This window comes from Streptomyces arenae (genome assembly GCF_022343545.1).
GTDB lineage: Bacteria > Actinomycetota > Actinomycetes > Streptomycetales > Streptomycetaceae > Streptomyces > Streptomyces humi.
Genome location: NZ_JAKQYH010000081.1, coordinates 1 through 25,021, shown reverse-complemented (window position 1 = coordinate 25,021; position 25,021 = coordinate 1). Strand labels below are relative to the sequence as shown.

18 protein-coding genes and 1 pseudogene are annotated in these 25,021 nt (G+C 66.7%); 11 read left to right on the top strand and 8 right to left on the bottom strand.

Annotated elements, in window-relative coordinates:
- Positions 1–240: 240 nt before the first annotated feature.
- Complete coding sequence (locus tag MB828_RS38555) at positions 241–2,196, bottom strand: pectinesterase family protein (RefSeq protein WP_301652224.1); 1,956 nt, start codon at positions 2,194–2,196, stop codon at positions 241–243.
- A 1,096-nt stretch (positions 2,197–3,292) separates the two neighbouring features.
- Between MB828_RS38555 and MB828_RS38550 the strand changes: the two genes are divergently transcribed.
- The gene (locus tag MB828_RS38550) at positions 3,293–4,273 is read left to right on the top strand and encodes a TerC family protein (protein WP_301652223.1); all 981 of its coding nucleotides are present in this window, start codon (positions 3,293–3,295) and stop codon (positions 4,271–4,273) included.
- Positions 4,274–4,425: 152 nt separating this feature from the next.
- A complete protein-coding gene (locus MB828_RS38545) occupies positions 4,426–4,707 on the top strand; it encodes a hypothetical protein (protein ID WP_301652238.1) in 282 nt (93 codons plus the stop codon).
- Positions 4,708–5,118: 411 nt separating this feature from the next.
- Here the strand turns inward: MB828_RS38545 and MB828_RS38540 are convergent, their stop codons facing one another.
- Positions 5,119–6,003, bottom strand: coding sequence for a LysR family transcriptional regulator (locus MB828_RS38540; RefSeq protein WP_301652222.1), 885 nt, complete (start codon positions 6,001–6,003; stop codon positions 5,119–5,121).
- A 69-nt stretch (positions 6,004–6,072) separates the two neighbouring features.
- On the opposite strand from MB828_RS38540, the gene MB828_RS38535 reads away from it, so the two are divergent.
- The 4 genes and pseudogenes from MB828_RS38535 (at position 6,073) to MB828_RS38515 (ending at position 12,983) form a co-directional block, all read left to right on the top strand.
- A complete protein-coding gene (locus MB828_RS38535; protein ID WP_301652221.1) occupies positions 6,073–6,990 on the top strand; it encodes an EamA family transporter in 918 nt (305 codons plus the stop codon).
- Between the two features lie 130 nt (positions 6,991–7,120).
- Complete coding sequence (locus MB828_RS38530) at positions 7,121–8,926, top strand: M14 family zinc carboxypeptidase (RefSeq protein ID WP_301652220.1); 1,806 nt, start codon at positions 7,121–7,123, stop codon at positions 8,924–8,926.
- A gap of 1,710 nt (positions 8,927–10,636) precedes the next feature.
- Positions 10,637–11,057: pseudogene (locus MB828_RS47030) on the top strand (transposase family protein).
- Positions 11,058–11,981: 924 nt separating this feature from the next.
- Positions 11,982–12,983, top strand: a complete 1,002-nt coding sequence (locus tag MB828_RS38515) for a cellulase family glycosylhydrolase (protein WP_301652219.1) — start codon at positions 11,982–11,984, stop codon at positions 12,981–12,983.
- A gap of 556 nt (positions 12,984–13,539) precedes the next feature.
- Here the strand turns inward: MB828_RS38515 and MB828_RS38510 are convergent.
- The 5 genes from MB828_RS38510 to MB828_RS38490 are packed head-to-tail and all read right to left on the bottom strand — an operon-like array spanning position 13,540 to position 19,519.
- Positions 13,540–15,099 carry a DUF4038 domain-containing protein gene (locus MB828_RS38510; protein WP_301652218.1) on the bottom strand — a complete coding sequence of 520 codons (1,560 nt, stop codon included), beginning with the start codon at positions 15,097–15,099 and terminating at the stop codon, positions 13,540–13,542.
- A gap of 28 nt (positions 15,100–15,127) precedes the next feature.
- A complete protein-coding gene (locus MB828_RS38505; RefSeq protein ID WP_301652217.1) occupies positions 15,128–16,126 on the bottom strand; it encodes a sugar-binding transcriptional regulator in 999 nt (332 codons plus the stop codon).
- 41 nt (positions 16,127–16,167) lie between these two features.
- The gene (locus MB828_RS38500) at positions 16,168–17,667 is read right to left on the bottom strand and encodes an FGGY-family carbohydrate kinase (RefSeq protein WP_301652216.1); all 1,500 of its coding nucleotides are present in this window, start codon (positions 17,665–17,667) and stop codon (positions 16,168–16,170) included.
- Entirely contained in the window at positions 17,664–18,641 is a 978-nt protein-coding gene (locus tag MB828_RS38495) for a transketolase family protein (protein WP_301652215.1), read from the bottom strand. Before MB828_RS38495 ends, MB828_RS38500 begins: the two co-directional genes overlap by 4 nt.
- Positions 18,638–19,519: a transketolase gene (locus MB828_RS38490; RefSeq protein ID WP_301652214.1), complete on the bottom strand. Its 882-nt coding sequence runs from the start codon at positions 19,517–19,519 to the stop codon at positions 18,638–18,640. The genes MB828_RS38495 and MB828_RS38490 overlap by 4 nt, the downstream gene beginning before the upstream one ends.
- A gap of 268 nt (positions 19,520–19,787) precedes the next feature.
- On the opposite strand from MB828_RS38490, the gene MB828_RS38485 reads away from it, so the two are divergent.
- From MB828_RS38485 to MB828_RS46765, 5 genes are all read left to right on the top strand, one after another.
- A complete protein-coding gene (locus MB828_RS38485; RefSeq protein WP_301652213.1) occupies positions 19,788–20,732 on the top strand; it encodes a sugar phosphate isomerase/epimerase family protein in 945 nt (314 codons plus the stop codon).
- A 95-nt stretch (positions 20,733–20,827) separates the two neighbouring features.
- Positions 20,828–22,126, top strand: a complete 1,299-nt coding sequence (locus MB828_RS38480; RefSeq protein WP_301652212.1) for an ABC transporter substrate-binding protein — start codon at positions 20,828–20,830, stop codon at positions 22,124–22,126.
- Positions 22,126–23,046 carry a carbohydrate ABC transporter permease gene (locus tag MB828_RS38475; RefSeq protein ID WP_301652211.1) on the top strand — a complete coding sequence of 307 codons (921 nt, stop codon included), beginning with the start codon at positions 22,126–22,128 and terminating at the stop codon, positions 23,044–23,046. Before MB828_RS38480 ends, MB828_RS38475 begins: the two co-directional genes overlap by 1 nt.
- Positions 23,047–23,048: 2 nt before the next feature.
- Entirely contained in the window at positions 23,049–23,954 is a 906-nt protein-coding gene (locus MB828_RS38470; RefSeq protein ID WP_301652210.1) for a carbohydrate ABC transporter permease, read from the top strand.
- A gap of 455 nt (positions 23,955–24,409) precedes the next feature.
- Positions 24,410–24,637 (top strand): hypothetical protein, encoded by a 228-nt coding sequence (locus tag MB828_RS46765; RefSeq protein WP_343236230.1) that lies wholly within the window; start codon positions 24,410–24,412, stop codon positions 24,635–24,637.
- An 87-nt stretch (positions 24,638–24,724) separates the two neighbouring features.
- On the opposite strand, the gene MB828_RS38460 is transcribed toward MB828_RS46765, so the two are convergent.
- The gene (locus MB828_RS38460) at positions 24,725–24,973 is read right to left on the bottom strand and encodes a hypothetical protein (protein ID WP_301652236.1); all 249 of its coding nucleotides are present in this window, start codon (positions 24,971–24,973) and stop codon (positions 24,725–24,727) included.
- Positions 24,974–25,021: the final 48 nt, after the last annotated feature.

Genomic DNA, 25,021 nt, shown 5'->3' with positions numbered 1-25,021 from the left:
CGTCCACCGCATCCTCGACATCCAGGGCTGACAACCCCGAAAAAATCGTCTCCACAAGAGAGTTGACGTCCTGCATGTAATACCGATGATGACGGTCACGTTTCGGTACCGCCGATTACGTGACAGAAGTGAATACTGCCCTCCCGGGGAGGGCGTCGCGGTCATATAGGGAGGGCTGATGTCGCCAGACGAGATCTCGGCGGGGCCGGGACGGCACGGCCGTCCCGGCCCCGCCGCGGCTCAGAAGACCGGGTTCCAGCCGTCGGTGCCGGCCAGGTACTTCTGGGCGGTGTAGTCGGCGGCCTGGGTGGCGGTCATCTGCGGGGCGCTCGGGTTGGGGGCGCTGCTCATGTCGGTGTCGGGATAGGTGTTGTTGTACTCCGAGAGCCGGGCCTGTGCCCAGTCGTAGGTGGTGTCCATATTGGTCCACGGGTGGCCGACGGTGATCCCCCCGTGTACGACAGTGTCGCGGACCAGTGCCTGGGGCCAGACGGTCGACCCGTTGTGCCAGGGGCGGCCGAGGTACATCGTGTTCGCCGGCACGCCGTTGGTCCAGATCGTGCTGCCGGTGATGAGGATGCCGTACTTCTTGCTCTGGTCAGTGTTCGGCGCGAGGACCGTGCCGCCGACCCAGTTCTGTATGGCGATGTTGCACCGGTCGAACACGGCGGTGGCACTGCCGAAGATGAAGTCGATCGCGCCCTCGATGTAGCTGCCGACGAAGTACTGCCGGTTCTCGGCGGTGGGGACCGGCGACTTGACCAGGATCGTGTCCTGGCGGGCGATGATCCGGCACTGGGTGTAGGTCTGCCGGTCGCCCTCGGCGGCCAGCGCGACTGCCTGGGTCGAGAACGCGTCGATCTCGGGGTGCTTCTTGGGGTCGAAGGTGTTCTGGATCGTGATGCCCGCGACCGTGACACCGGACGCCTTCACGGTCAGGACGGCGCTGCCCTCGGTGCCAAAGATCTGGCCGGTCGCGGGGTTGATCGTGCCATGCGCACGGTCAGCGGTGATGACGACCTGGTCGGTTGAGCTGCCCCGCTCACCTTCGATCATCAGGTTGCGCGCGCTCGACGGGACGACCGGCGTCTCCTGGTAGGTGCCCTTCGCGAGGTAGAGAATGCGTTGGATCCCGTCCGAGGGGGCAGCGTTGACCGCGGCCTGGATTGTCGGGTAGTCGCCCATACCGTCGGTCTGGACCCAGAACGAGGACTGGTCCTTGGCGAGCAAACCTTTGCCCCTGGTGCTGGGAATGTTCGAGTGGTAAGCCGTCATGACCGCTCGCTGGAGGGCGAACAAGGTCACGAAGACGACTCCGGCGCCGATGTCCAGGGGAGCCGTGAGGACGGCGCCCGCACCTGCGAGCCCGGTCAGCAATGCAGCGCTCATGATGGCCCAGTTGTTGTGATGCGCCATGGCCTGCTGGGTGACGGTGTAAGGCAGGCCGTTGCCGAAAGCCGTCACGGTGTCGGCCGCCTGGTTCCGGAACCGGGACCCCTCGGCGACCGCCACGATGATCTGCAGGATCGACGACGCCGCCAGCCCGATCGGCACTGAATCACCTGCCTGGAGGTTCAGCACGGCGCTGTTGAGGCTGGCCGGACTGATCTGCATGCCGCTGCGGTTGGCGCCCTGTCGTGCCAAGGCGTCGTATCCGGCGAGCGTGTTGAACCGGACGTTCGACTGGCTGCCCGGATCGTTCGCTCTGAATGTTCCAGCCGGCCGGCCCTGCGGTATTCCCCCTTGGCCGGGATTCAGACCGGCCTCCAACGGGAAGAAGTCGCCAAATGTCACGGCGCCGGTGCCGTCCTCGGTGGCCTGGAACCAGCCCATGACATAGGCGTCCGACCGGCGCATGACCACCCGAATGAACTCGGGCCTGTCCTCCGCGTGCAGATCGACAGTGATGTACGAGTTGGTCCCGTTGATGTCGGTGACGTCCACGGAAGGGCCTGTGGGGTCCGGCCGCTGCGAGCCGGCCCGGATGGCATTACGAATGCTGTTGAGTAGCGCCGCGTAGCCCGCCCTGGCATCGGCGGGCTCACTGCTGAGCCGCCAGGTGACGGTCGCGCCGGTCGCCGCAGCGGCGAGGGAAGCGCTGCCAAGGACCAGTCCGCCGGCGGCCGCGAGACTGACAGCCGTCGCAGCGGCGAGAAACGATCTTCTGGGGAGTCCATCCCGCGTTGTGCTCGTCACATGAGTTCCTTTTGATTGCGAGCGACCCAGCGACGGGATCGCCGTATGTACGGCGGTTGCCGATCTTGACGGTGACTTTCCTTCCGGCTGAAGCGTTCATGCGCTGCTGGCGCGTTCGGCCGGCGTTTCCGATGCCCTGCGCGACGGTGTGGCAGCACGCGGAAACGGTGATTGTCCGCAGCGCGCGTGGGTGTGCTGCGGGTACGTCAGCGCCAATGTTCGGTGCGGGGCGGGGTCGCAGGCCAGGGGGCTTTTACCCGCAGGCGCCCTACTGAGGGCCGGGTATTTCTACGGGGTTGTCCCGGGAGCGGGTGCCTGGTTGTCTGTTCACCAGGAGGCGATCTGCCGACTGCTCACGCTCTTGGCGGCGAGGTCTGCTGCTTCCACTCCCGCCGGATGAGCGGTCGGTGTGCCCGGACATGGACAGGGGCCAAGGCTGGAAGGCCTGGTCGGGGACTGTCCTGGCGGCAGTCTTCCGCGAGTTGTGCCAGAACCTCGCTTCCGCCTACGAAGCCACACGCCCCGCCTCGGGCTACAACGGCTCTGGTTTCATCAGCCCGGAGTCCGAGGATCCCGAACCTCAATCGCGCTGACCAATTTGGGACCGGCGGTTCGGGGTGAGCAGCAAGAAGCGCAAATGGAACCGGTGGTGTGTGCGTTGTGGCTGAGCCAGGTCACGGGGGAACCGGCTGAGGCCAGCCGGTTCGGCCGTCACTACGGCATCGCTTACGAGCCCTGCGGGCCCATCCAGCAACGACACGACCACAGCACGGCTCGCGAGTTTCTCGGCGAGAGCGAGGTCCTCCTCCTCGAACTGTTCCGCGGCGCGATGTCGGATGAGGTTGGTCAGCCGCAAGGGGTTTCTGGCCCTCAGCGGCACGATCAAGATCGAGTGGACTCGGTGCGGGAGCGTGGCGCGTCCGGTCGGCGAAGAGCCACACATTGCCTGAAAGCGATCGGAAAGTTATGGGGCAAACCGGACCCCCGCCTCTCCCTTTGTCGGGACATGGCTTTCTGTTCACTCGTGAGTCATAGCGGAACTCCTTGGGGCTGGATAACGATGCCGAATCACACAAATGCACCAGGAGTGCCACTAGTGAACGTCTCCCTCGCCGTCTGGCTGATCACCGTCGCCGCCCTGTGCGTGCTCGTCGGGGCCGACTTCCTCATCGGCCGCAAGCCCCACGACGTGTCTGTGAAGGAGGCCGGTATCTGGACGGTCGTATGGATCGTCCTGGCTTGCCTGTTCGGCCTTGGTCTGCTCGTCTTCGCGGGCGGAAAGCCCACCGGAGAGTTCTTCGCGGGGTACATCACGGAGAAGTCGCTGAGCGTGGACAACCTCTTCGTGTTCGTCCTGATCATGGGCAAGTTCGCCGTGCCCTCGCAGTACCAGCAGCGCGTGCTGATGGTCGGCGTCCTGATCGCCTTGGTGCTGCGTGCGGTGTTCATCGCAGCAGGCGCGGCGATCATCTCCACCTTCTCCTGGGTGTTCTACCTCTTCGGCGCGTTCCTCGTCTGGACCGCCTACAAGCTCGTCCAGGACGCTCGGGCCGGCGATCATGGCGGCGCCGAGAACGCCGAGTACGAGGAGAACAAGCTGCTGAAGATGGTGGAGAACCGATTCGGCGTAGCCGACAGATACCACGGGTCCAGGCTGTGGATCCGGCAGAACGGCAAGCGGGTCATGACCCCGATGCTGGTCGTGATGCTCGCTATCGGCTCCACCGATGTGTTGTTCGCCCTCGACTCCATCCCCGCCATCTACGGCCTGACCGTGGACCCGTTCATCGTCTTTACCGCCAACGCCTTCGCGCTGATGGGTCTGCGGCAGCTGTACTTCCTCATCGGCGGCCTGCTGAAGAAGCTGGTCCACCTCTCCTACGGCCTGTCGATCATCCTCGGCTTCATCGGCATCAAGCTCTTCCTGCATGCCCTGCACGAGTCCGGCGTTCATGTTCCGGAGATCGGCATCCCGGTCTCTCTCGGCTTCATCGTCCTCGTGCTCGCGGTCGCGACGTTCACCAGCTTGCGCGCTGCCAAGCGCAAGGAACTGGCGGAAGCGGCGGCCACCGCCTAACTAAACAAGGGCTCGCAGAGAATCAAGGCGTTGCTTCGCGTAATGCGGCTCGTTGTTGTGATACGAGCGTTCCGTAGAGTTTCGTGGCCAACTCGCCTTGAAGTTGGGGGTGTTGTTCCCGCATCTCGACCGGGCGGCAGCGGCGACTGGTGATGGGGGCCGAGGCCCAGATCCTGGGACATGGCGGTATCCGAGCCTTCACCCCTTGGCCGGATGAGCTCGCCGCCGCCCACGGCCGCGGCCACGAGCTGATCTCGGCCGGCCCCGACAGCACCGTCGCGCTGCGCCGCTTCCGTTGCACCCTCGCCTGGTTCATCTACTGCCAGCCCAGCGGCTGGATCGCCCTCGCGGTGCAGTACGGTCACGCGGTCACCGCCATGAGCGGTCAACTCCAGGACTGGTCGGTCCGTAGCGAAGGACCTGCACAGCGCTGAGGGTCGGTGACAAGTCGATCAGGGCGCCGCTGTCTGTCGCCCCTACGCCGGGCTGCATGGGCGGCGGGAACGGCGGACGGGGGTGCCCGGGCGGATGGTCCGCGGCGACATCGTCACGTCGTCGGAGGTTTGACCAGAGGTTGTGCCGGTCCGGGGTGCGCGAGGTCTGACTGAGCTGGGCAGGCACCACAGGCCAACAGCTGACGATGCCGGCATCGGGGCCGTCACCTCGTTCGGCACGACGAGGTATACCAGGAGCACGGTGGCTGTCGGCACGACGACTGCCCACCCCCGCCTCGTCACCGTGCCTCCTTGTTGCTCCTCGCTTCGCTGTGCCCGGTCGCCGAAGCGACGGCACAACATCGCGCACCCGGCCGGCTGCGCGGCTTGTCCGTGCGCGGTGCCGAACCGTCATCGGTGGCGGGGAGCGATGGCATCAGGCGGCGGATCGGCAGTTTCACGGATGAAGGCGGCGAGGTCCGCGACCGCGGGGTGGCCGGGCGGGTCGGACCAGGCGAGGCTTACCGGTACGGGAGGAGCGTCAGTCAGGGGCCGGTAGGTCACACCGGGGTAGGGGTAGACGTCGGCGGTCGCGGTGGTGGTGACGCCGAAGCCCTGGTCGGCGGCGATGGCGGCCAGCCAGTCGTCGGTGTTGCCGACCTCGGCGATGCCGGACGGCTGCTGCTCCGTGGGCCACAGCTGCAGAGAGGTGGTCCCGGAGACGGTGTTCATGATCAGGGTCCGTCCCGCCAGGTCGGCCAGGGTGATTTCCATCCGTTCGGCAAGATCGCTGTGCAGGGACAGGGTCGCGTTGCGCTTCTCCTGGAAGAGCACGGTGTGATGGATGCCGTTGGCGGGCACGGGACCGCGGAGGATCACTGCGTCGACGCGGCCCTCAGCGAGTCCAGCGAGGCTGTCGTCGGTACGCAGCAACTGGAGAGGCATCTGAGGATGGAGCTGTCGCCAGCGGTGCAGGACGGTGGCGGTATGGCGGCCGAGGGCGGACCATGCGTGACCCAGGCGCACTGGCCAGGGGCCCACGCGGGCGGGGTCGAAGGCGGCTTCGGCCGCGTTGAGAGCCGCGGCCGCGCGGATGCGGAAGGACTTACCGGCGTCGGTGAGGCGCAGGTGGTGGGTGGAGCGGTCCACCAGCCGTACCCCGAGGTGGTTTTCCAGGGCTTTGAGGGTGCGCGAGAGCGCGGGCTGGCCGATCCCGAGGCGTGCCGCGGCGTGTGTGACCGTGCCCTCTTCCGCGATGGCGAGGAAGGCGCGCAGGTGGCGCAGTTCCATGGTCATGTCTACCAAGCATAATGCGTCGAGAATCGGCATTTCCACCGCAAGGGGGGTGGCCCATAGCGTGGCGGCATGAGCTCTGTCCGACCCGCCACGATCGCCGCCTCCTCGTCCTCTGCTCGCGCTTGGCCACGCGTGAGACGGGGCTTGCCTTACGGCAGTCAGGGTGTCGGGATCGGGCTGGTGCTGGGCGGGCTGCTGTCGCAGGAGTTCGGCGCGGCCGTCGCGACCTCCCTGTTCCCGCGGGCCGGGGCCGCCGGCATCGTGACCCTGCGGCTGGTTTTGTCGGCGGCGCTGCTGCTGGCCGTATGCCGGCCGCGGGTGCGCGGCCACCGGCGCGCGGACTGGGTCCTCGTCGTCGGCTTCGGCGCCTCCCTGGCGGGCATGAACTTCCTCTTCTACCAGTCCATCACCCGTATCCCGCTGGGTGCGGCGGTCACCTTCGAGGTGCTGGGCCCACTGGTGCTGTCGGTGGTGCTCGCCCGGCGCGCAGCGAGCTGGCTGTGGGCAGGCCTGGCCCTGGCCGGTGTCGCCCTGCTCAGCCGAGGCGGTTTCGGCCGGCTCGACGCAGCTGGTGTCGCTTTCGCCCTGGGAGCCGCCGCTCTGTGGGCCGCCTACATCCTGATGTCGGCGCGCGCCGGCGGCAGGTTCCCCGGCGCGGACGGGCTGGCCCTGGCGATGGCCGTGGCGGCGGCCCTGAGCCTCCCCGTGGGTGTCGCCGATGCCGGTGGCGCCCTGTTGGACCCGGTGACGCTGGGCCTGGGCATGGTGGTGGCGGTCCTCTCGTCAGCGTTCCCCTACTCCCTGGAACTGCTCGCCCTGCGATGCGTGACCCCCTCGGTGTTCGGCGTTGTCAGCACCCTGGCCCCGGTGGTGGCTGTGGCCGCTGGCTACCTCGTCCTGGGGCAGGTCCTTGCTCTCGTCGACATCGTTGCCATCGCCCTGGTCGTTGCGGCCACCGCCGGCGCCGTCCGCACCGCATGGCGGTGAGCATCGCGCACCCGCGTGCTCATCAGATCCGTGTGTGCACCCAGCCCACTCGGAGCGCGCCAGCGCGACTACACGGCGACTTGATCCCTTTTCCTTGGATGTGTACTTCCCCTACCGTAGAGAGCGACTCATGACGTTGCACACTGTGGCCGAGCAGTCTCAGTTCCGCCTGACCGGGCGGCTGGAGGAAGTGGAAGCGTTGTGCGAGGCCTTCGCCGAACGGTGGCCGAACGCGGCGCACAGCTTCGTGTTCGGCCACTCGGCAGAGGGCCGCCCTATGCGCGCCCTGCTGGTCGCGCCGGGCGGCGCGTTCACGCCCGAGGCGCTGCAAGAGCGTGGCATCCCGCTGTTGATGGTCCATGCTGGAATCCACCCAGGCGAGAGCGACGGGAAGGACGCCGGTTTCGTCGCTCTGCGCGAACTGCTCGGCGGTGAGCCGCTGACTGAGGCGGAGACCGCAGCCGGGTCGCACATCGCCGTGCACTCGCCTGAGGGCGACCCTTTGGCGCAGATCGCGATCCTGTTCGTGCCCGCCTTCAACACCGACGGCCATGAGCGGGTCGGGCGGTGGAACCGGCCTAACCAGGACGGTCCGGAGGAGACCGGCTGGCGCGCGACCGCGCACAACCTCAACCTCAACCGCGACTACACCAAGGGTGACGCGCCTGAGATGCAGGCCATGCTGGCGCTGCTGCGCGACTGGGACCCGCTGGTCTGCGCGGACATGCACGTCACAGACGGTGCCGACTTCGAACCCGACGTGTCGATCCAGGTCGAACCGATCCACCTCGGCGACCCGCACCTGCACGTTTCGGGAGTCGCGATGCGCGACGCGCTGCTTGACAAACTGGCCGCGCAGGGATCCCTGCCACTGCCGTTCTACCCGGAGCCAGTCGTCGAGGACGATCCCTCCTCGGGCTTCCAGATCACCGAATACACCCCCCGCTACTCGACCGGCTACTTCCCCACCCGCAACCGGTACACGGTGCTGGTCGAGACCCACTCCTGGAAGGACTACGCCACTCGTGTACGCATCAGCCGCAACGCGATCGTCGGCCTGGCCGAACTCGTCGCCGCGCACAGTGGCGAATGGACTGCCGCCGTGCGCGAGGCCGACGAACGCGCGAGCCACCTGGGCGGCCAAGACGTGGTCCTGGACGTCGTGGTCGACCGGCGCGACAGTATTCCTGTCACCCAGGACTGCCCACAGGACGCACCGGAGACGGTGACCACCATCGAGTTCCCGGGCTACGCCTACACCCGCGACCTGTCCCCGATCTCAGGCGAACCCGTCACCGTCTACGACCCTTCGACCCCGCAGATCTGGCGAGTTCCCTACCGCAGCCGCACCGTGCCCTCCCTCATCGTGCGCGCGCCACGCGGCGGGTACCTGGTCCCCGCGGCGTACGCGTCTTTGGTCGCAGCCAAGTTGGCCATGCACGGCCTGGATCACCGACCCCTGCACCAGGGTCTCGACCGCGTTGACACCGAGGTGTTCCGGGCGACCGGCATGCGGTTCGCATCCGCTCCGTTCGAGGGTCGCATGATGCTCACGCTGCAGGGGGAGTGGCAGCCCGGCACACAGTCCCTGCCCGCCGGCAGCCTGTTCGTGCCGATCGCCCAGCCCGCAGCACGACTCCTGATGACCTTGCTGGAACCGCAGGCGCCGGACTCCCTCGCGGCCTGGGGGTACTTCAACGCTCACTTCGAGCACAAGGAGTACGTGGAGCCCTACGTCACCGAGATCTTCGCCCAGCAAATGCTGGAGCAGGACCCGGTCCTGGCCGGCGAGTTTCGCCGCAGACTGTCAGAGAATCCGGAGTTCGCGGCCGACCCGGATGCACGCCGCGAATTCTTCCAGCGTCGGCACTCATCATGGGATGTGCGGTACGCGATGTACCCCATCCTGCGGAGCGACCAGAATTTGATGAACTAACGCCCAAGTGTCACTTACCTGTCTAGTTGTAAACAGCAGGAGATCTTTGAGCTGGGGTTCGGCACATCGAGAGGCGGTGATCTGATGATTCTTTGGCCTGCAAGTATAAAACTGTGCTTGGCTTGATCATGCCCCTGACTCGGGCTGTGTTAGTTCAAATGAGAGATGTTGCAAATTCATCGGCAAGTTCCTTGAGGCGAAGAGGTTTGCCGAATTGGCGCGACTATGCCAAGTAATGAATCCTTCCCAGTAAGCGTCCGTCACTCACTGTGATCGCGATGCTTGCGCTGTGGCCCGCGCGGCCCCCGAGTCCGGTCAGGTGTAGGGCGCTTGGCAGGAATGATCTTGCGACAGATTCTCCTGATCGAGGGGCGTCGCGTGTCGACAGCGGCGGGGATGCAAGAGATTCCCTCACAGTCTCGGATCCATCCCTTGCCTTTCGGGGTCCATCCACCTGCTACAGAAATGCAGAAAGCCCGGAACAGGGTGCACGAGTCGCCCACTCCTTCCATGAATGTGAAGTCGTAGGCCGCCACGGCACCTGTGCGGCAACTACCCTCCTCGCCCTGCCGCACTCCTTTAAACGTTTGGGAATGTGGTGGTTCGATGAATCCTCGGCATTACGCTGGCCTCGCGTACGCCATTCATCCTCCACAAGCAAGGGTAATAATGCGCGAAACGGACACTCAAGTGGACACTTCAGGTCGCGCTGACGACATTCGTTGCCCAGGCCACCATGAGGGTGTTCGCGACGAGCGCAAGCGCCAGCGATAACACCTGGATCACCAGCAAAGACGTCGGTATGTGCATCGCCGGTGGAGGTCGTGTAATAGTATGCGGCTGGGGTGACAGGGGACAGTCGTGGGAGCGGGCCGGGTCCCAAATCAAGTTGGCTTAGGCGAATATCTGCCTCGATAGCAACCGCGACGGCCAAGTTTACTGGTTGGAATGCGACGGCGGCAATTTCCAGAACTGGGACTACGTCGACGTGGGCGGTGGCTGGGTTACCGTACAGGACCGGGAGATCAAACATTGGCTGAATTGAAGCCTCACCTCGTCGGGGAATTATGATGCGCGGACGCAGTCTTTGGCTTGGGCGGCCGGGAGTTGGAGTTTCTACAGGGGCGAGTAGTCGTCGCGCACGGCTTCAGCCTCGATCCACCGCGTGAATTCTGATTACGGGTGTCGGGCGGGTTCCTGATGTTTCTTTGGGATGCGGGCAGCGGTGAATGAATCTTTCCCCGTAAGCGCCGGTCGCTCTCTGTGATCGCGAAAGTTTCCGCTACGGCCCGCGCGGTCCCCAAGTCCGGGTAGGCGTAAGGCCCCTGGTAGGAACGATCTTGCGACGGATTGTTCTGACCGAGGGGCCTCACCTGTCGACCAGTATCACCTATACCGCGGTGCTCGATGTGAAGCGGTCCACCGCCGAGCGCCTGGCCCGGCTGCTGCGCGACCACCGCATCGCCGCCGGAAACCGCATGGGCAGGCGGGCGCTGGGCTGCTTCCGGCAGGCAGTGCTCGTCCTGCGCTGGTTCATCGACAACGCCCGCCTTTCCCAACTCGCCCGCGACAATGGCCTGTCGGTCTCCACCGCATACCGCTACCTCCATGAGGGACTGAGCGTTTTGACAGCCGGGGCGCCGGATCTTGCGACTGCGCTGGAACGCGCGAAGGCGGCCGACTTGACGCACCTGAACCTCGACCGCACCGATCGCGTCGCCGCCCCGGCCCGACGGCGCGGACCTGGGGTGGTCCCGGAGGCACCGGCATCACGGTGGGAACGTGCAGGTCATCTCCACCCCGGACGGCTGGCCGATCTGGGTCTCACCGGTCCGTCCGGGCAAGCAGCACGGCACCACCTGCGCCCGCCACCACGGTCTGATCGATGCCCTCAACCGCATAGCTGCCGAACTGGACATGCCGACCCTGGTCGACCTCGGCTACGACCGAAGCCCAGCAGACCTACAACAAGGTCATCCGCGGCATTCACGGCGTCTGCGAGCGCGCCAACGCCCTGCTCAAGACCACCTTCAAAGCCCTGCGCAGAGTCAGCCTCGACCCCAGCCGCATCACGAAGATCGCCGCCGCAGCCCTCGTCCTGCTCCAGCTCAAGTATGACCGCACCATCTGAACGATCACACAACGTCATGATCCGCTACGTGGAAAGACTCAATGGGTGGGGTTGAATGCGTAGCCGTACTGTGTGTCGAGAGTCGTGTTTTTCGGCTGGCGGCACCAGCAAGGTGTGCATCGCGGTCCTGAGGCTTGGATGATGATGGATTGCCGCTCCCTGTCAGTGATCCCTGGGCGCTGAGGGAGGGTGCCTCCGCAATGGCGCGGTCGCGGTCCCGCTCACCAACAACCATGACCTGCCTGTCTACTCCCTGCCCGTGTCCTGGCGCCCGCCGCGCTCGATCGTCCCCCTGAGCAGCGACGCCTTCTACCCTTCATGCCCTTCCGTGCCGTAAGCCGTGACGACGACCGCACCCTCACTTTTGCGTCGTCGCGGCCCGCGCCGGCATCGCCGAACTCCTCCCCGCCCACTGCTTCCAAGGATCCCGTGCTCCCCGGAGTCGCTTCCAAGGATGCCGACGACTGGGGGCCAACCATGCAGACCCAGTCCACCTGGCCGCGCGTGACACTCATGCCCAGGTACAGCCCGGTCGCCGATGCGGATGAGTAGCACCCGTCCGCAACAGGGCAGTCCACAGGTTCTTCCTGCGCCCGGTCATGCCGCCTGGGGGCGCCGTGAGGCTGGTGATCTTGGCAGTCCGCGGTTCTCCTCGGCAAGCGACTGAGGGGGGTGGGCTGCCCGCAGAGCTGCACAGGACCGTGCAGCGGGGCGACGCGGCCGATGGCGCTGAGGGCAGCCTGCTCTGCGATCAACTGCAGGCAGATTCAGGGAAGTTGCCGCTCACGCCACCGCCGACCGGTTCTTGTCCGAAGGCTTGACGGAGCAGGATGAAGGCCTCACTCTTCCCACAGAGTCACACATCCTTCAACAACATTTCGTCGCATTTTCCCCCGGACGGGGCCTCGTAGTCGCGGAGCAGCCATGTCTACTCGCACGTTCACCCGGAAGACACTCGCCCACTTTCTTTCGGTGGCCGCCTTGGTCTGTGCTTCCCAGTTGGTCATCGCCCCGGGGCAGCCGGCCGACGCCGCCACCAACCAGTTCAAGGGCGTCAACTGGGCCGACACCCGCGACAACTACAACACCGGATGGGTGATCCCGGACGGCTTGGCCGCATCGGACAGCTACTCGCAGGTCTACTCGGTCGCCGACAACTACATCAAGGCCTTCCAGTCCAACCTCGGTGCCAACACCGTGCGCCTGCCGATCAATCCGCCCAGTGTCAGCCAGTCCTGGTGGGGTGCCTACCGGGGCGCGATCGACGCGGCGCTCGCCGACGGCATGAAGGTCGTCATCAGCGCTTGGACCGAGAAGTCCAGCGTCGGCACGATCACCGACATGACCGCCTGGAAGGCCATGTGGTCCACCGTGGTCGGCACCTACGGGAGCAATGGCAACGTGTACTTCGAGCCGCTGAACGAGCCCTACGGCTACTCACTGAGCCAGTGGGTCTCGGTCTGTTCCACCTGGATCTCCCAGTTCTCCGGCGTCCCGAGAAGCCGGGTCGTCATCAGCGGCACGGGTTACAACGACAACGTGACTGGCGTCGGAGCGTCCTCCGCGCTCAGCGGCACACTGCTGTCCCTGCACTACTACGGCTACTGGAACAGCTACACTAAGGAATCCTCCTGGGTATCGGACCTCAACAGCCGCCTCGGCAGCTACACCGGCCGGACGATCATCGACGAGTTCGGCGCCCCGATGACCACCGGCACCAACTACCTGACGAACCACGACAACGGCCAGTACCAGTCCTACCTCGCCGCGGTGACGGACACGGCCCGCTCGGACGGGATGGGCAGCGTCTACTGGCCCGCACTGCGCACCGGGGACTCCTACTCGCTGCAAGCCCACAACGGCAGAGGACTGTCGAGCACCAACTCCTCTGGCGTCACCCAGGTCCGCTGGGGATGGGGCTACTGACGCCTATGCGTCTGCCCCTGCCCGAAGCCTTTGACCATCAGAAGACGGCATCTGCGTGCCTTGATCGCCGAAGGAGAAGAAGCAGGGTCCCGCATGCCTACCCTTCGAAGGATCGCCATCGTGAACGGCGCTGAAGTCCTGATGACACGCCACGGCCTGCCCCTTCGGGTCGGACACAGAATGCTGACCCGAAGCATGGCTCTTCAGGCATCGCGTGGACGTCGGCGCACAGGCTGGGTCCGAGAACCAGCGGTGCGGCCCGGGCAGTTGTCCTTCCCTATCTCTGAGGCGCCGCGGGCGCCGGACGTCCTGTTCTGATAACCAGCACGTCAGCACCGGTTGGAGCTGTTAGGGGCAACAGGTCCAACCGGTGCTGACGTCTGCCGAGAGCGGGGGAGCGTGTGTTACACGGTGGGGATGCAGGCGGCTGCCACACGGTCGCTGTGGATCCGGTGGGCCTTGCGGCCGGCGGGTGATCCCATGAGGCCGGTGGACGACTGCTCGACCATTACCAGGTGCAGGCTCAGGGTGCGGTCACCATGCCATCGGCCGGTCATCAGCCGTCGTAGCAGATGTACACGCGCGGTGCCCCACCCTCGTCGGGAATGATCAGGTCGTCATCGCCTCGCGTGCCCTTGGCCACGGTCTCGCCGGTCCGCGGATCGACAATCCGGTAAGCGCGGGGAACCACGGAAGCGGTGGCGGGGTGTAGGCGCAGTGGGCCTCCGTGCTCGCCGTAACTGATGTACAGCACATGAGGATCGGTGGTAAGACCGCGAGGTGCCAGGGACAGCTGCCAGTCGGGGCGCATGTCGGTGATCGGCAGTCCGTCCAGGATGCCGCCGAGCAGGCCGACGTACCGGGATCCCTCGAAGTCGAGGGCTTCGCGCCAGCCGCAGCCGGGAGCCAGGAAGAACGGCTCGTGGTCCGGTTCGTCGGCGTGCAGCCGCCACTGCCACATGCTGCCCGCTCCGTAGACGACGCCCATGGTGCCGCCCGCACACAGGTTGGACCAGGCCTCGTGGCCCTGCCACCAGCCAGATCCCTTGCCGGTCTCGCCGGAGTGTTCGTAGGTCGGCTCGCCATTGGCGACGGCTTTGACCGGCTCGTTGCGCCACATGTCGGCGACCCGTTCCGGCACGTGTTCACCGCGATGCCCTGTCTGACACCATTGGAAGTCCAGCCAGGGCGCGTCCTGGTGGGCGCGGTTGTGGCCGTGAGGGCGGTAATGGATGCCGCAGGGCTGGCTGTAGGCGTCCCAGGCCTCGATCTCCTCGCCGCCGGCGACGATCTGCGGTTCCTCACCGGAGCCGTCGGCGCCCACCAGGTAGATGACGGGCCGGGCACCGTACCGGGCGACCAGGTAGCGGCAGTAGCGGGCGTACTCGTGGGGCGGAACGACGGTGCCTGCCACCGAACGGCCCTTCCAGCCGAAGCCCTGGAAGACCGGCTGCAGAACGGGAACGATCGCGTGGTCGGCGAGGATGTTCAGCAACTTGTCGAGGTACTGGAAGTAGGCTGGCCGCAGCTCCCGCAGGCGGCCGTCCTTCAGGTCGTCGAAGGCGACGTCGAACCCTGTGTCCGCGGTGCGGTCCTGTGGGCCGCGTGCGTGCATGTCGGGCTGGACGCTCATCAGCAGTACGGCGTTGAAGCCTTTGGCCGCACGGTCGGCCGCGTACGTCCGTACGTGGTCCTCGGTCGCCCGCCAGGGCAGGGCCCACGCCGTGTCGGCGATCAGCAGCGCCGGCGTGCCGTCCGCGTGCACCAGGCTGCGCCCGGCCGGTGACATGTGCCAGAAGCCGTGCCGTTTGAAGCGGTGCTCGGTCTCCTCGGCCGGTGCCACGCGCAGTTCGCCCGTGTGCCCGGTGAGTCCGGGGTCGCCAGTGTTGCTGTGCGTGCGCCAGTGCCAGCGCCCCTCGGACAGCGGCGAGGCGAAGCGGATGCGCCAGGTTTGTCCGCCGTCCCAGAAGGCCGGGCGGCGCAGGACGGTGCCGGTGGGATCGTGGGTGAATTCGGCCCAGGTCTCCACGTCCGTGTAGGGGTTGGCGTAGGTGTGCTCGGCGGTGAACGATAGTTCGGTTTGCTGCCAGCGGGCAGCGCTGACGTCGGTGTTCATGCGGTTGTCCCTCAAGTGTCGGGAGAGCTCAGGAAGTTGGGGGCTCGTCGAGGAGCCGGCGAGCGGTGTTGATGTCGGTGACGAGCGCGGTGATCCAGCGCCCGCGGACCGCGCCGCGTACGGCGGTGTACTTGCGTTCCCCGCCAGCGACGGCGATCCGGCGCGGCACCGTGCGCAGCTGGTCCACTGGGATGCCGATGGTCCGCTCTCCTAGGCCGGCGTCGACGTGGACGCCGTTCTCGTCGAAGAAGCGCTGGCAGATGTCGCCCACCGCGCCGAGGCCGCGCAGGCGTGCGATCTCTTGATCGGTGACGGCGTTGCCGCTCAGTTGCAGTAGCGGCGAGGGCTCCAGACTGCCGATGCCGACCAGCACAGCGGTCAGTTGCTGCCAGGCCTGGCTGACCTCCAGGACCGCGGGGTCGTGCAGAAGGGACAGGCGCGCCTCGGCCGAGCCCACGAGCCCGGGGGCGCGAACGAACAGTGGTGAGCCGCCGGTGAGTTCGGCGAGACGGGCGGTGAGCCTGGTGGCCTGGACCTGCCCCTGCGGGTCGCCGATGCCGCCCATCAGTTGTACGACCTTTGCGGCGCCCTCGGGCTTTGTCGGTTGCATCGCCTCGATGGCGGCGAGGAGAGTTTCGCTCCAGGTGGAGACGCCGATCAGGTCACCGGGCCGGAACGCGGTTTCGAGGTAGCTGGCGGCTGCGGAGCCGAGGGCACGCATCAGGGTGCGCGGGTGTTCCAGCAGGTCGTCGCCGTCGAGGATGACTACGTCGGTCAGCTTGTAGCGGTCGGCGAGCGCGTCCTCCAGCTCGCTGTGGATCCCGGGAGGCGACACGACGACGGTCCGCACGACACCGAGTTTCTGCGCGGAGCGCAGCAGCCGGGAGACCCCGGCCTGGGAGAGGCCGAGCGCTTCGGCGATCTCGGTCTGTCGCATCTCTCGCTCGTGGTACATGCGGGCCACCCGTACGATCAGGCGTAGCTTGTCGACGGGTTCGTTACCGGTGAGGTCAGGATGCTGGGACACGCCATGAAGCCTACTGACCCTGGAGTTCCGCAGCGGGATGCTCATGACGATCTCCCCGAGCCAGCATTTGGGGGACCGGGTCGGCAGGCGCGGGTCACGGCATCGTGCCAGGCCTGCCGGCGCCGAGTGCGTTCCTCGCGTGGCAGCTGCGGGTGGTAGACGTCCTCTGCACGGTCGAGCCTCGTCAGCTGGTCCTTGCCGAACATACCCAGGGCACAGCCGGCCAGGTGCGCGGCGCCGAGGGCCGACAGGTCGCGGGCGCGGGGACGGCGTACGGCGCGCCCGGAGGTGTCGGCCTGCAGTTGCATCAGGGCCGCGTTGTCCGTGGGGCCGCCGTCCGCGAGCACGGTGGAGACCCGACCCGCCGCGCTGTCGAGTCCCGCCACGACGTCCTCCACCTGGAGGGCGACCGACTCCAGGGCGGCCCGGGCCAGCTGCGGCAGGCTGCTGCCGAACGTGAGGCCGGAGATCAGTCCGGTGGCCTCGTTGTCCCACCAGGGTGCCGCCAGCCCGCCGAACGCGGGTACCAGGTGGACGCCCCCGGAGTCGTCGGCGGCTCGCGCGGCGAGTTCGCCCGCGCTCATCCCGAACAGACTGGCCAGCCAGCTCAGGGTCGACCCCGAGGAGCGGATGTTGCCTTCGAGCGCGTAGGCGGGTGTCCCGTCGTCCCAGGCGATGGTCAGACACAGGGGAGACCGCTCGGCCTGGGCCGGTCCGGCAATCAACCCCATGACGGAGGAACCGGTGCCGTAGGTGGCCTTGACACTGCCGGGAACGAAGACGCCGTGCCCGAAGAGCGCCGCGTGGGAGTCGCCGAGAACGGCAGCGACCGGTGTCCCATCGACGAGGGGGGACAGCCCACGCACCGGGGAGAACGGCCCGACCGAGGAGGCGATCCGGGGCAGGGCCGCCCTGGGGATGTCGAAAAGATCCAGCAGCCGTTCGTCCCAGCTGCGTGTGCGGACGTCGAGCAGTTGAGTGCGGGCGGCGTTGCCGACCTCGATGACGTGCTCGGCTCCGCCGGTCATCCGCCACAACAGCCAGGAGTCCACCGTCCCCAGGCATAGCTCACCGCGCCTGGCGCGGCTGCGGTCCGGATCGTGGGCGTCGAGCAGCCACTGGGCCTTGAGCGCGCTGAACATCGGGTCCAGCGGAAGCCCTGACGTGGCCCGGACGTCCTTGCCGAGGCCGTCGGCGAGGAGCTTGGCACACGCGTCCGCGGTGCGCCTGTCCTGCCAGCCGAGCACCGGACCGAGGGGACGTCCCGTTGCACGTTCCCACAGCAGACACGACTCCCGTTGGGTGGACAGGCCGACGCCTGCCACGCGGGCGGGATCATGTTCGGCCAGACAGGCCTGCACTGCTGTTGCCACGCTCTGCCTGATCTCCTCGGCGGACTGCTCAACCCAGCCCGGCCGCGGATGGGCGGTGCTGAGGGGTGCCGATGCCGAGCGCACAAGGTTCCCGCACCCGTCGACCAGCACGGCCTTGGTGGCGGAGGTGCCCTGGTCGATGGCGAGAAGCAACGGCTGGGTCGTCATGATGCCGAGGATGCCAGGCCGAGGACGTCACGTGCCGCACGGCGGATGCCGTCGGCGGTGAGTCCAAAGTGCTCCAGCAGGTAGTCGGCGCTGCCGGTCGGCGCGAATCCATTGACGCCGAGCAGCCGCAGCGGTACTGGCTGGCGCTGGCCGGTGAGCGAGGCGACGGCGGCACCGAGCCCCCCGCTGAGAGTAGCCTCCTCCACGGTGACGATGCCCCTCGTCTCGGTGGCGGCGCGCAGCAGGGATTCCTGGTCGAGAGACGTGACGAACGGGGTGTTGAGGACGCGGGCGGAGATGCCTTCGGCTGCGAGGCCGTCGGCTGCGGTCAGGGCGCGGGAGACCATCGTGCCGATCGCGACGATGGTGACGTCGGTGCCTTCGCGCAGGGGCAGGGCCCGGCCGGGGGCGAAGGGTGCCTCCTCGGGGATGATGTCGGGGACCTTGAACCTGGGGATGCGGAGGTAGCTGGGGCCGGGGTGCTGATAGGCCCAGCGGAGGGCGGCCCGGGTCTGCGCGCGGTCCGTGGGGACGACGACGGTCAGGTCGGCGATGGCCCTCAGCCAGGACAGGTCCTCGACTGAATGGTGCGTGGGCCCAAGCTCGCCATACGCCATTCCCGGGCTCTGGCCGCACAGGACGACCTTGTGACCGCTGTAGGCGCAGTCCGCCTTGATCTGCTCCAGGGCCCGGCCGGTGAGGAAGGGGCCGGCGCCGGAGACGAACGGGATCAGACCCGCGTTGGCGAGGCCGGCGCCGACGCCCACCATGTTCTGCTCGGCGATGCCGACGTTCACGAGCCGGTCGGGGAACTCGGTACGGAACGCGGCCAGATTGCTGGAGCCGACCGAGTCGTTGCACACCGCCACCACCCGGGAGTCCTCACGGGCGAGAGCGGCGAGCTCTTCGGCGAAGGCCTGCCGGCAGTCGTAGGTCGGTGCGTCGGCGAGAGCCTGCGCAATGGTGCCGGTCAACGGGTCAACTCCTCAATGGCGGCCTGTACTTGCTGCTTGTCGGGCACCCTGTGGTGCCATTCGACGCGGTCCTCGATAAAGGACACGCCCTTGCCCTTGACCGTGCGGGCGACGACCGCGACGGGCCGCCCGCTCGTGGAGGGCGCGAAGGCGGCCAGTAGAGCGGCGTGGTCGTGTCCGTCCGCTTCCCGCACCTCCCAGCCGAAGGCCGCCCACTTGGCAGCCAGGGGATCGAGTTCCACAGTCTCCTCGGTGCGGGCGCCCTGCTGCAGCCGGTTACGGTCGACAACGGCGTAGAGGCGATCGAGCCGGTAGTGGCCCGCGGCCATGGCCGCCTCCCAGTTGCTGCCCTCTTGGATCTCGCCGTCACCGAGGACGACCACGGTCAGGCTGTCGTCGCCGCGCAGCCGTGCCCCCAGGGCACAGCCGACGGCTACGGGAAAGCCGTGGCCCAGCGGACCGGTGTTGGTCTCCACGCCGGGGACCTTGCGTCGGTTCGGGTGGCCGTTCAGAGCGGACTGCGGAGCCATGAAGGTCGCCAGTTCAGAGGCCGGGAAGTAGCCGCAGTGCGCGAGCGTGGAGTAGAGCGCGGCGGCACAGTGTCCCTTGCTGAGGATGAAACGGTCTCGGTCCGGCGCCGTGGGCTGCTCCGGGTCCACGTCGAGCACGGCGCCGAAGAGCGTCACCAGGATGTCCGTGACGGAGAGGTCACCACCGATGTGCCCCATCCGGGCCCGGTCGATCATGTCGACGATGCTCAGACGGACCTCGACGGACATGGTCCGCAGCCGCTGCAGGACCTGCTCCGGCTCCTCGGTGCGGATGGCCCGCCGCAGCTCGCGATATCCGGCTGCGGCGGTGGGGTCAGCGGTCAGCATTGTGAATATCCATTCAAGCGCTGATTTCTATGTGACAACGGATGATGAACGATGCAGTCCAGTGCCGTCAAGGCCGAACGACCGGCCCCGAGCCGCCCGCTTCCTCCGCTTTTTTTGCCTCGCGCAGCGTCAATGCAACACCCTTGACACATGCCGGTCACCGGAATTACGTTCCCGGCCATCCCGGAACAACGATGATTGAATATCTATTCAGGAGGTTGTTGTGAACGCTCCCCAGCCCCCGGCATCTCGCACCTTCACCGGCGGAATGTGGACCTTCGGTCGCATCATCGACCGCTACGCCACCGACGGCTACGGCCCCACCGTGCCCACCCTCCGCACGATCGAACTGGCCGGCGCATCGGGCGAGCTGGTCGGTCTCGACCTCAACTACCCCTTTGACGAGGGCGTCTCGATCGACGACGTGAAGAAGACGCTGGACGCGCAGGGGCTGAAGGCCGTCAATATCACCCCCGTCATCTATGACCGCGGTTTCCGCAGCGGCTCCTTCACCGCACCCGACGAGGCCACCCGGCGACGCGCTGTGGACCTCGCCCATGAATCGGTCGAGGTGGCTCGTCGGCTCGGCGCTCGCTACGTCAAGTTCTGGCCCGGCCAGGACGGCTACGACTACCCCTTCCAGGTCGACTACGCGACGCTGCGCCGGCGCGCGATCGAGGGCATCCGTGACGTTGCCCGCAACTTCCCCGATGTCACGTTCGCCATCGAGTACAAGCTGAAGGAGCCCCGCAACCGCCTGTTCTGGTCCACGGCCGCGGCCAGCCTCCTCGCCATCGAGCAGATGGGCGTGGACAACGTGGGCCTCGTCGTGGACTTCGGGCACTCCCTCTTCGCCAAGGAGAACCCCGCCGAAGCCCTCAGCCTCGCCCACTCCATGGGCCGTCTGGTGGACGTCGAGCTTGACGACAACTACCGCGAGTGGGACGACGACCTGACCGCCGGTGCACTTCATCTCGTGGAGACTCTGGAGTTCCTGCACGTGGTCAACGAGATCGGCTGGCAGGAACCGCTCAAGCTCGACCTCTTCCCCTATCGCGAGGACCCCCGCGAGGCCGTGCGCGAATCGGTCGCCACCCTCCGCGCCCTCGACGAGAAGGCGGCCCGCCTCCCCCTCGACGAACTGCGCGCCGCCCAGGCGGCACACGATGCCATGGCCGTCCAGCGCATCATCCGCCGGTCGCTGCTCGGCTGACCAGCCTGGCCCCCACGATCGTCCCGCTCGCCCCCACCCTCTCCTCGCTCCTTCATGAGCTCACCCATCGGCCAGATGCCTGATCGGAGATCACCGTGCTCCTGCCTCGTCCTCTCTCGCGCCGCGGCTTCCTCGGCGGCGCCGGCTCCGTCGCCCTCGCCACCGGCCTCGGCTCCCTCACCGCGTGCACCGGCACCGGCGGCAGCACCGGCGCCGCGTCCAGCGACAAGCTGTCGATGTTCAGCTATCTCGACAACAGCAACGCCAAGCTGATGGACAAGGCGTTGTCCGGCTTCAAGGCGAAGGACGGCATCACCGTCACGCACACCACGCTGCCGGGCAGCGGTGCGGCCCTCTACACGGACAAGCTTCGTACCCAGCTCCTCGGCTCCACACCGCCGGACGCCTTCATGATCTGGGGCGGGCAGATCGCCGCGCCTTTCGTGGAGTCCGGGCAGCTCACTCCGCTCGACGACTACTACACCAAGTACAAGTGGGCCGACGAGCTGAACCCGTCGACGCTCAAGGACATGACGTTCCAGGGCAAGAAGTACGGGGTCCCGGCACTCGTCGCCAATGTCGGCGCCTGGTACCGCACCGATTTGTTCAAGAAGGCTGGCGCTGACGTGCCCACCACCTACGCCGACCTGGAGAAGGCCTGTGCCAAGCTCAAGGCGAGCGGGGTCGTGCCGCTGGCCACCGCGGGCGTATTCGGCTGGGACGCGATGCGCTTGTTCGAGTACCTGCTGGAGACGACCGCGGGACCGGATCTGCACGACAAGCTGCTGCTCGGCGAGGTCAGTTGGAAGAACTCGGCGGTCTACGACGCCTTCGGTCTCTTCAAGAAGTGGGTCGACAAGAAGTGGGTTCCCGAGGGATTCCTCGGCATCAAGCCCGACGACGCCGACAACTATCTCGTCCAGGGCACGGGTGCCTTCCTCATCACCGGTCAGTGGGAGGAGGTCGTCCTCAACGCCTCCGGCAAGGACAAGTCGCTCTTTGACGTCTTCGTCCTGCCCACGGACCAGTCCAAGCTCCGCATGTCCGGCTGGACCGAGGGCTTCTTCATGGCCAACTCGTCGCCCAACAAGGACAATACCGCCAAGCTCTACGACTATCTTCTGACGCCCGGCGCACAGGAGATCTTCGCCAGCACCCGTACGCCGGTCAAGGGCATCACCCCTGACGCGAAGACGTACCCGCTCAACACCAAATGGCTCGAATTCGGCAAGAAGTACGAGCACTACACCATCCAGGACCAGGCATTCCCCAAGGACGTCGCCGACTCCTACTTCCAGATCCAGAGCAGCATCGCGCAGGGGAAGGTCTCCGCCCGTGAGGCAGGCGCTCAGATGCAGGCCGCCGTGGCCCAGTGGAAGAAGGGCGGCAGCTGATGGCGGGCGCCACAGCGACGGCAGCGGTTGGCAAAACCCGCTCGCCTCGACGCCGCCGCACCGGCGGGCTGAGCGCCTGGGCATACGCGGCGCCCGCCCTGCTGGTCTACATCGCGTTCCTGATCTATCCGGCGCTCGATTCGGTCGGCCTGAGCTTCACCGACTGGAACGGCATCAAACCCTCGTACAACTGGGTCGGCCTCGACAACTACAAGAAGCTCGCCGACGACCCGGTGATCGGCACCGCGATCCGCAACAACCTGCTGTGGACCGTCGTCACCATCATCGCACCCATGCTGATCGGCCTGGCCCTCGCGCTGGCGTTGAACAGTCAGATGCTCAGGGGCCGCGCCTTCCTGCGTACCATCTTCTACGCGCCCGCCGTCATCCCCCTGGTCTCCGTCGCCACCATCTGGGGCTGGCTCTACAACCCGAGCCAAGGGGCAGTCAACGCCGGCCTCGACGCGGTCGGACTGCACTCGCTCACCCACAGCTGGCTCGGTGACGACTCCACCGCCCTGTGGGCCGCGATGGTCCCGGCGATCTGGGTGCGGGCAGGGTTTCCGATGCTCCTGTACCTGGCCGCACTCCAGGGCATTCCCAAGGAGCTGTACGAATCGGCGAGGGTCGACGGAGCCGGCGCCTGGCAGCGCTTCCGATTCGTCACCCTGCCCGCTCTGCGGCCGACGAACTACATCGTCCTCGCCCTGTCACTGATCGAATCGTTCAAGGTGTTCGACCTCATCTACGCCCTCACCTATGGCGGACCCGGACGCTCCACCCAGGTCCTGGGCACGTGGATGTACTTCAACGTCTTCCAGTACTACCGGGCCGGTTACGGCGCTGCGATCGCTGTGGTCATCACCCTGGTCGCCGTGTTCGTCGGCATTCCCTACGTGCTCTCCCAGACCAAGGACTAACGATGGCCAGCCTCACCGCCTCCAGCTCCGCCCACACAACGAAAGAGCAGCTGAGGTCTGCTGTGCGGAAGAAGCAGGGGCGCCGTGGCACCCGCCGCGGGCTCGTGTTCACCGCGGTCATGGCCATCGTCGCCCTCTTCTGGTTCGGTCCTCTGATCATTCTGCTGATGACCTCGCTCCGTACCGCGGCGGACTTCTCCGGCCATGGCACGCTCGCCCTCCCGCGGGATTGGACCCTGTCCAACTTCGGCGATGCCTGGCACATCGGCAACTTCTCCACCACGTACCGCAACAGCCTGCTGATCACCATGGTGAAAGTGCCGCTTGGCGTGCTCTTGTCGGCGCTCCTCGCCTACGCGCTGGCCAAGCTGGAGCTCCGGCTCCGCAGGGCGGTCATGTTCTTCGTCTTCCTCGGCCTGACCGTACCGATCTACATCGCGATCGTGCCGCTGTTCACCATGCTGCGCGACGCCGGTCTGACAGACAGCCTCTGGGGCCTGCTGCCTCCCTATCTGGCCTTCGGCATCCCCTTCACCACCCTCGTGCTCCAACAGTTCTTCCGCCGCATCCCGGACGAGATCATCGAAGCCGCACGCATGGACGGTGCAAGCAATTTCCGGATCTTCTGGCAGTTCGTCCTGCCGCTCTCGCTACCCGCACTGGTGACCGTGATCGTCCTCGACGCGGTGGCCACCTGGAACGAACTACTGATGGCACTGATCATCCTCAATTCTCCGGAGAAGTCGACCATTCCGCTCGGCATGCTCGGCTTCAGCGGCACTTTCACCACCAACTACACCGGTCTCAGCGCCGGCATCCTGATCGCCGTCGTCCCGATCCTGATCCTTTACGCGCTGTTGCAGCGCTGGATCGTCGGCGGACTCACCGCGGGTTCAGTCAAGGGCTGATCCGACGGCGGTGTCCCGCGCGACCTTCACGTTCTCGTGGCCGGGGCCCGGCTGCGCCTGCCGCCCGTCTGTAACGGTCACAGCGCCTGGCGACTGCGGTGCACGTGCCCGTGCCTCACAGGCCCCGGCCTCGGAACGCCAGCAGCCGGACCACTGCGCCCGCATCCGCACCTCGCGGTACTCCGGCTGACGGGCCCGCCCGGAGCCGGAGTTGCGCCCGACGCTCAGAGGGTGCTGCGGCCGTACAGCAGCCCCCACGCTTTCAGGCGGGCTCCGCACTCGGCGCGCACCGACGCCACCAAGAAGGTCTCACCGCGGCAGGTACCGCCGCACCAGAGCCCTTCGTCCTGGTCGTCGACCCTGCCGTGACCGACCCCACTCGGGCCCGGGACGGAAAGCGGCCGGTGTGGGCCTACGCCCACGTACTGAACGGGAGCTCCCAGAACCTTGTGTCCATGGTGCAGGCACGTATCGAAGAGTACGCGGCCGGCTCCACAGAAACCGTCGTCGCCAGCCGCGGTATCGGCGCCCGCGACTACGAGGCCTACAACCTCAACTACGTCGGCGGGGACATCAACGGCGGTGCTGTGACCCTGAAACAGAGCGTGCTCCGACCAGTCCCCCGGGTGAATCCCTACCGCCGCTTCGCGGCGTGTACCTGTGTGTTAAACAGTTGCCTGTAGATCCTCTCCAGCGGCAAGCCCCGCTTGCCGCGATCTCGAATGACGTTCAGTACTGTTCCAGCACTGTGCATTACGCATACCTCCGAATCAGGTGCCGTCCGGGTGGCGGACGGCGTGGCAAGCCTTGGCGCTGGAGGCTACACCGGCCTGGGTGTCTGCGCCGGTGGTCTGTTCGGTGGCAACCTGGGTGATGTCGTCGAGTGCGCCGAGCAGGTTGGTGACGTCTCCCCACTTGGACCGCTTCTCGTCCGCGTCCGGGGTGGCGCGACCGTGCCGCCCGCGGGCCAGATGCGGAACCGGCGAGGCCCCCAGCGCACGGTGTTGTGGGTCAGACACCGCGTCGCGCTGGGGGCCTCATCATGTCACTCCGCCCGAGCAGCCGAT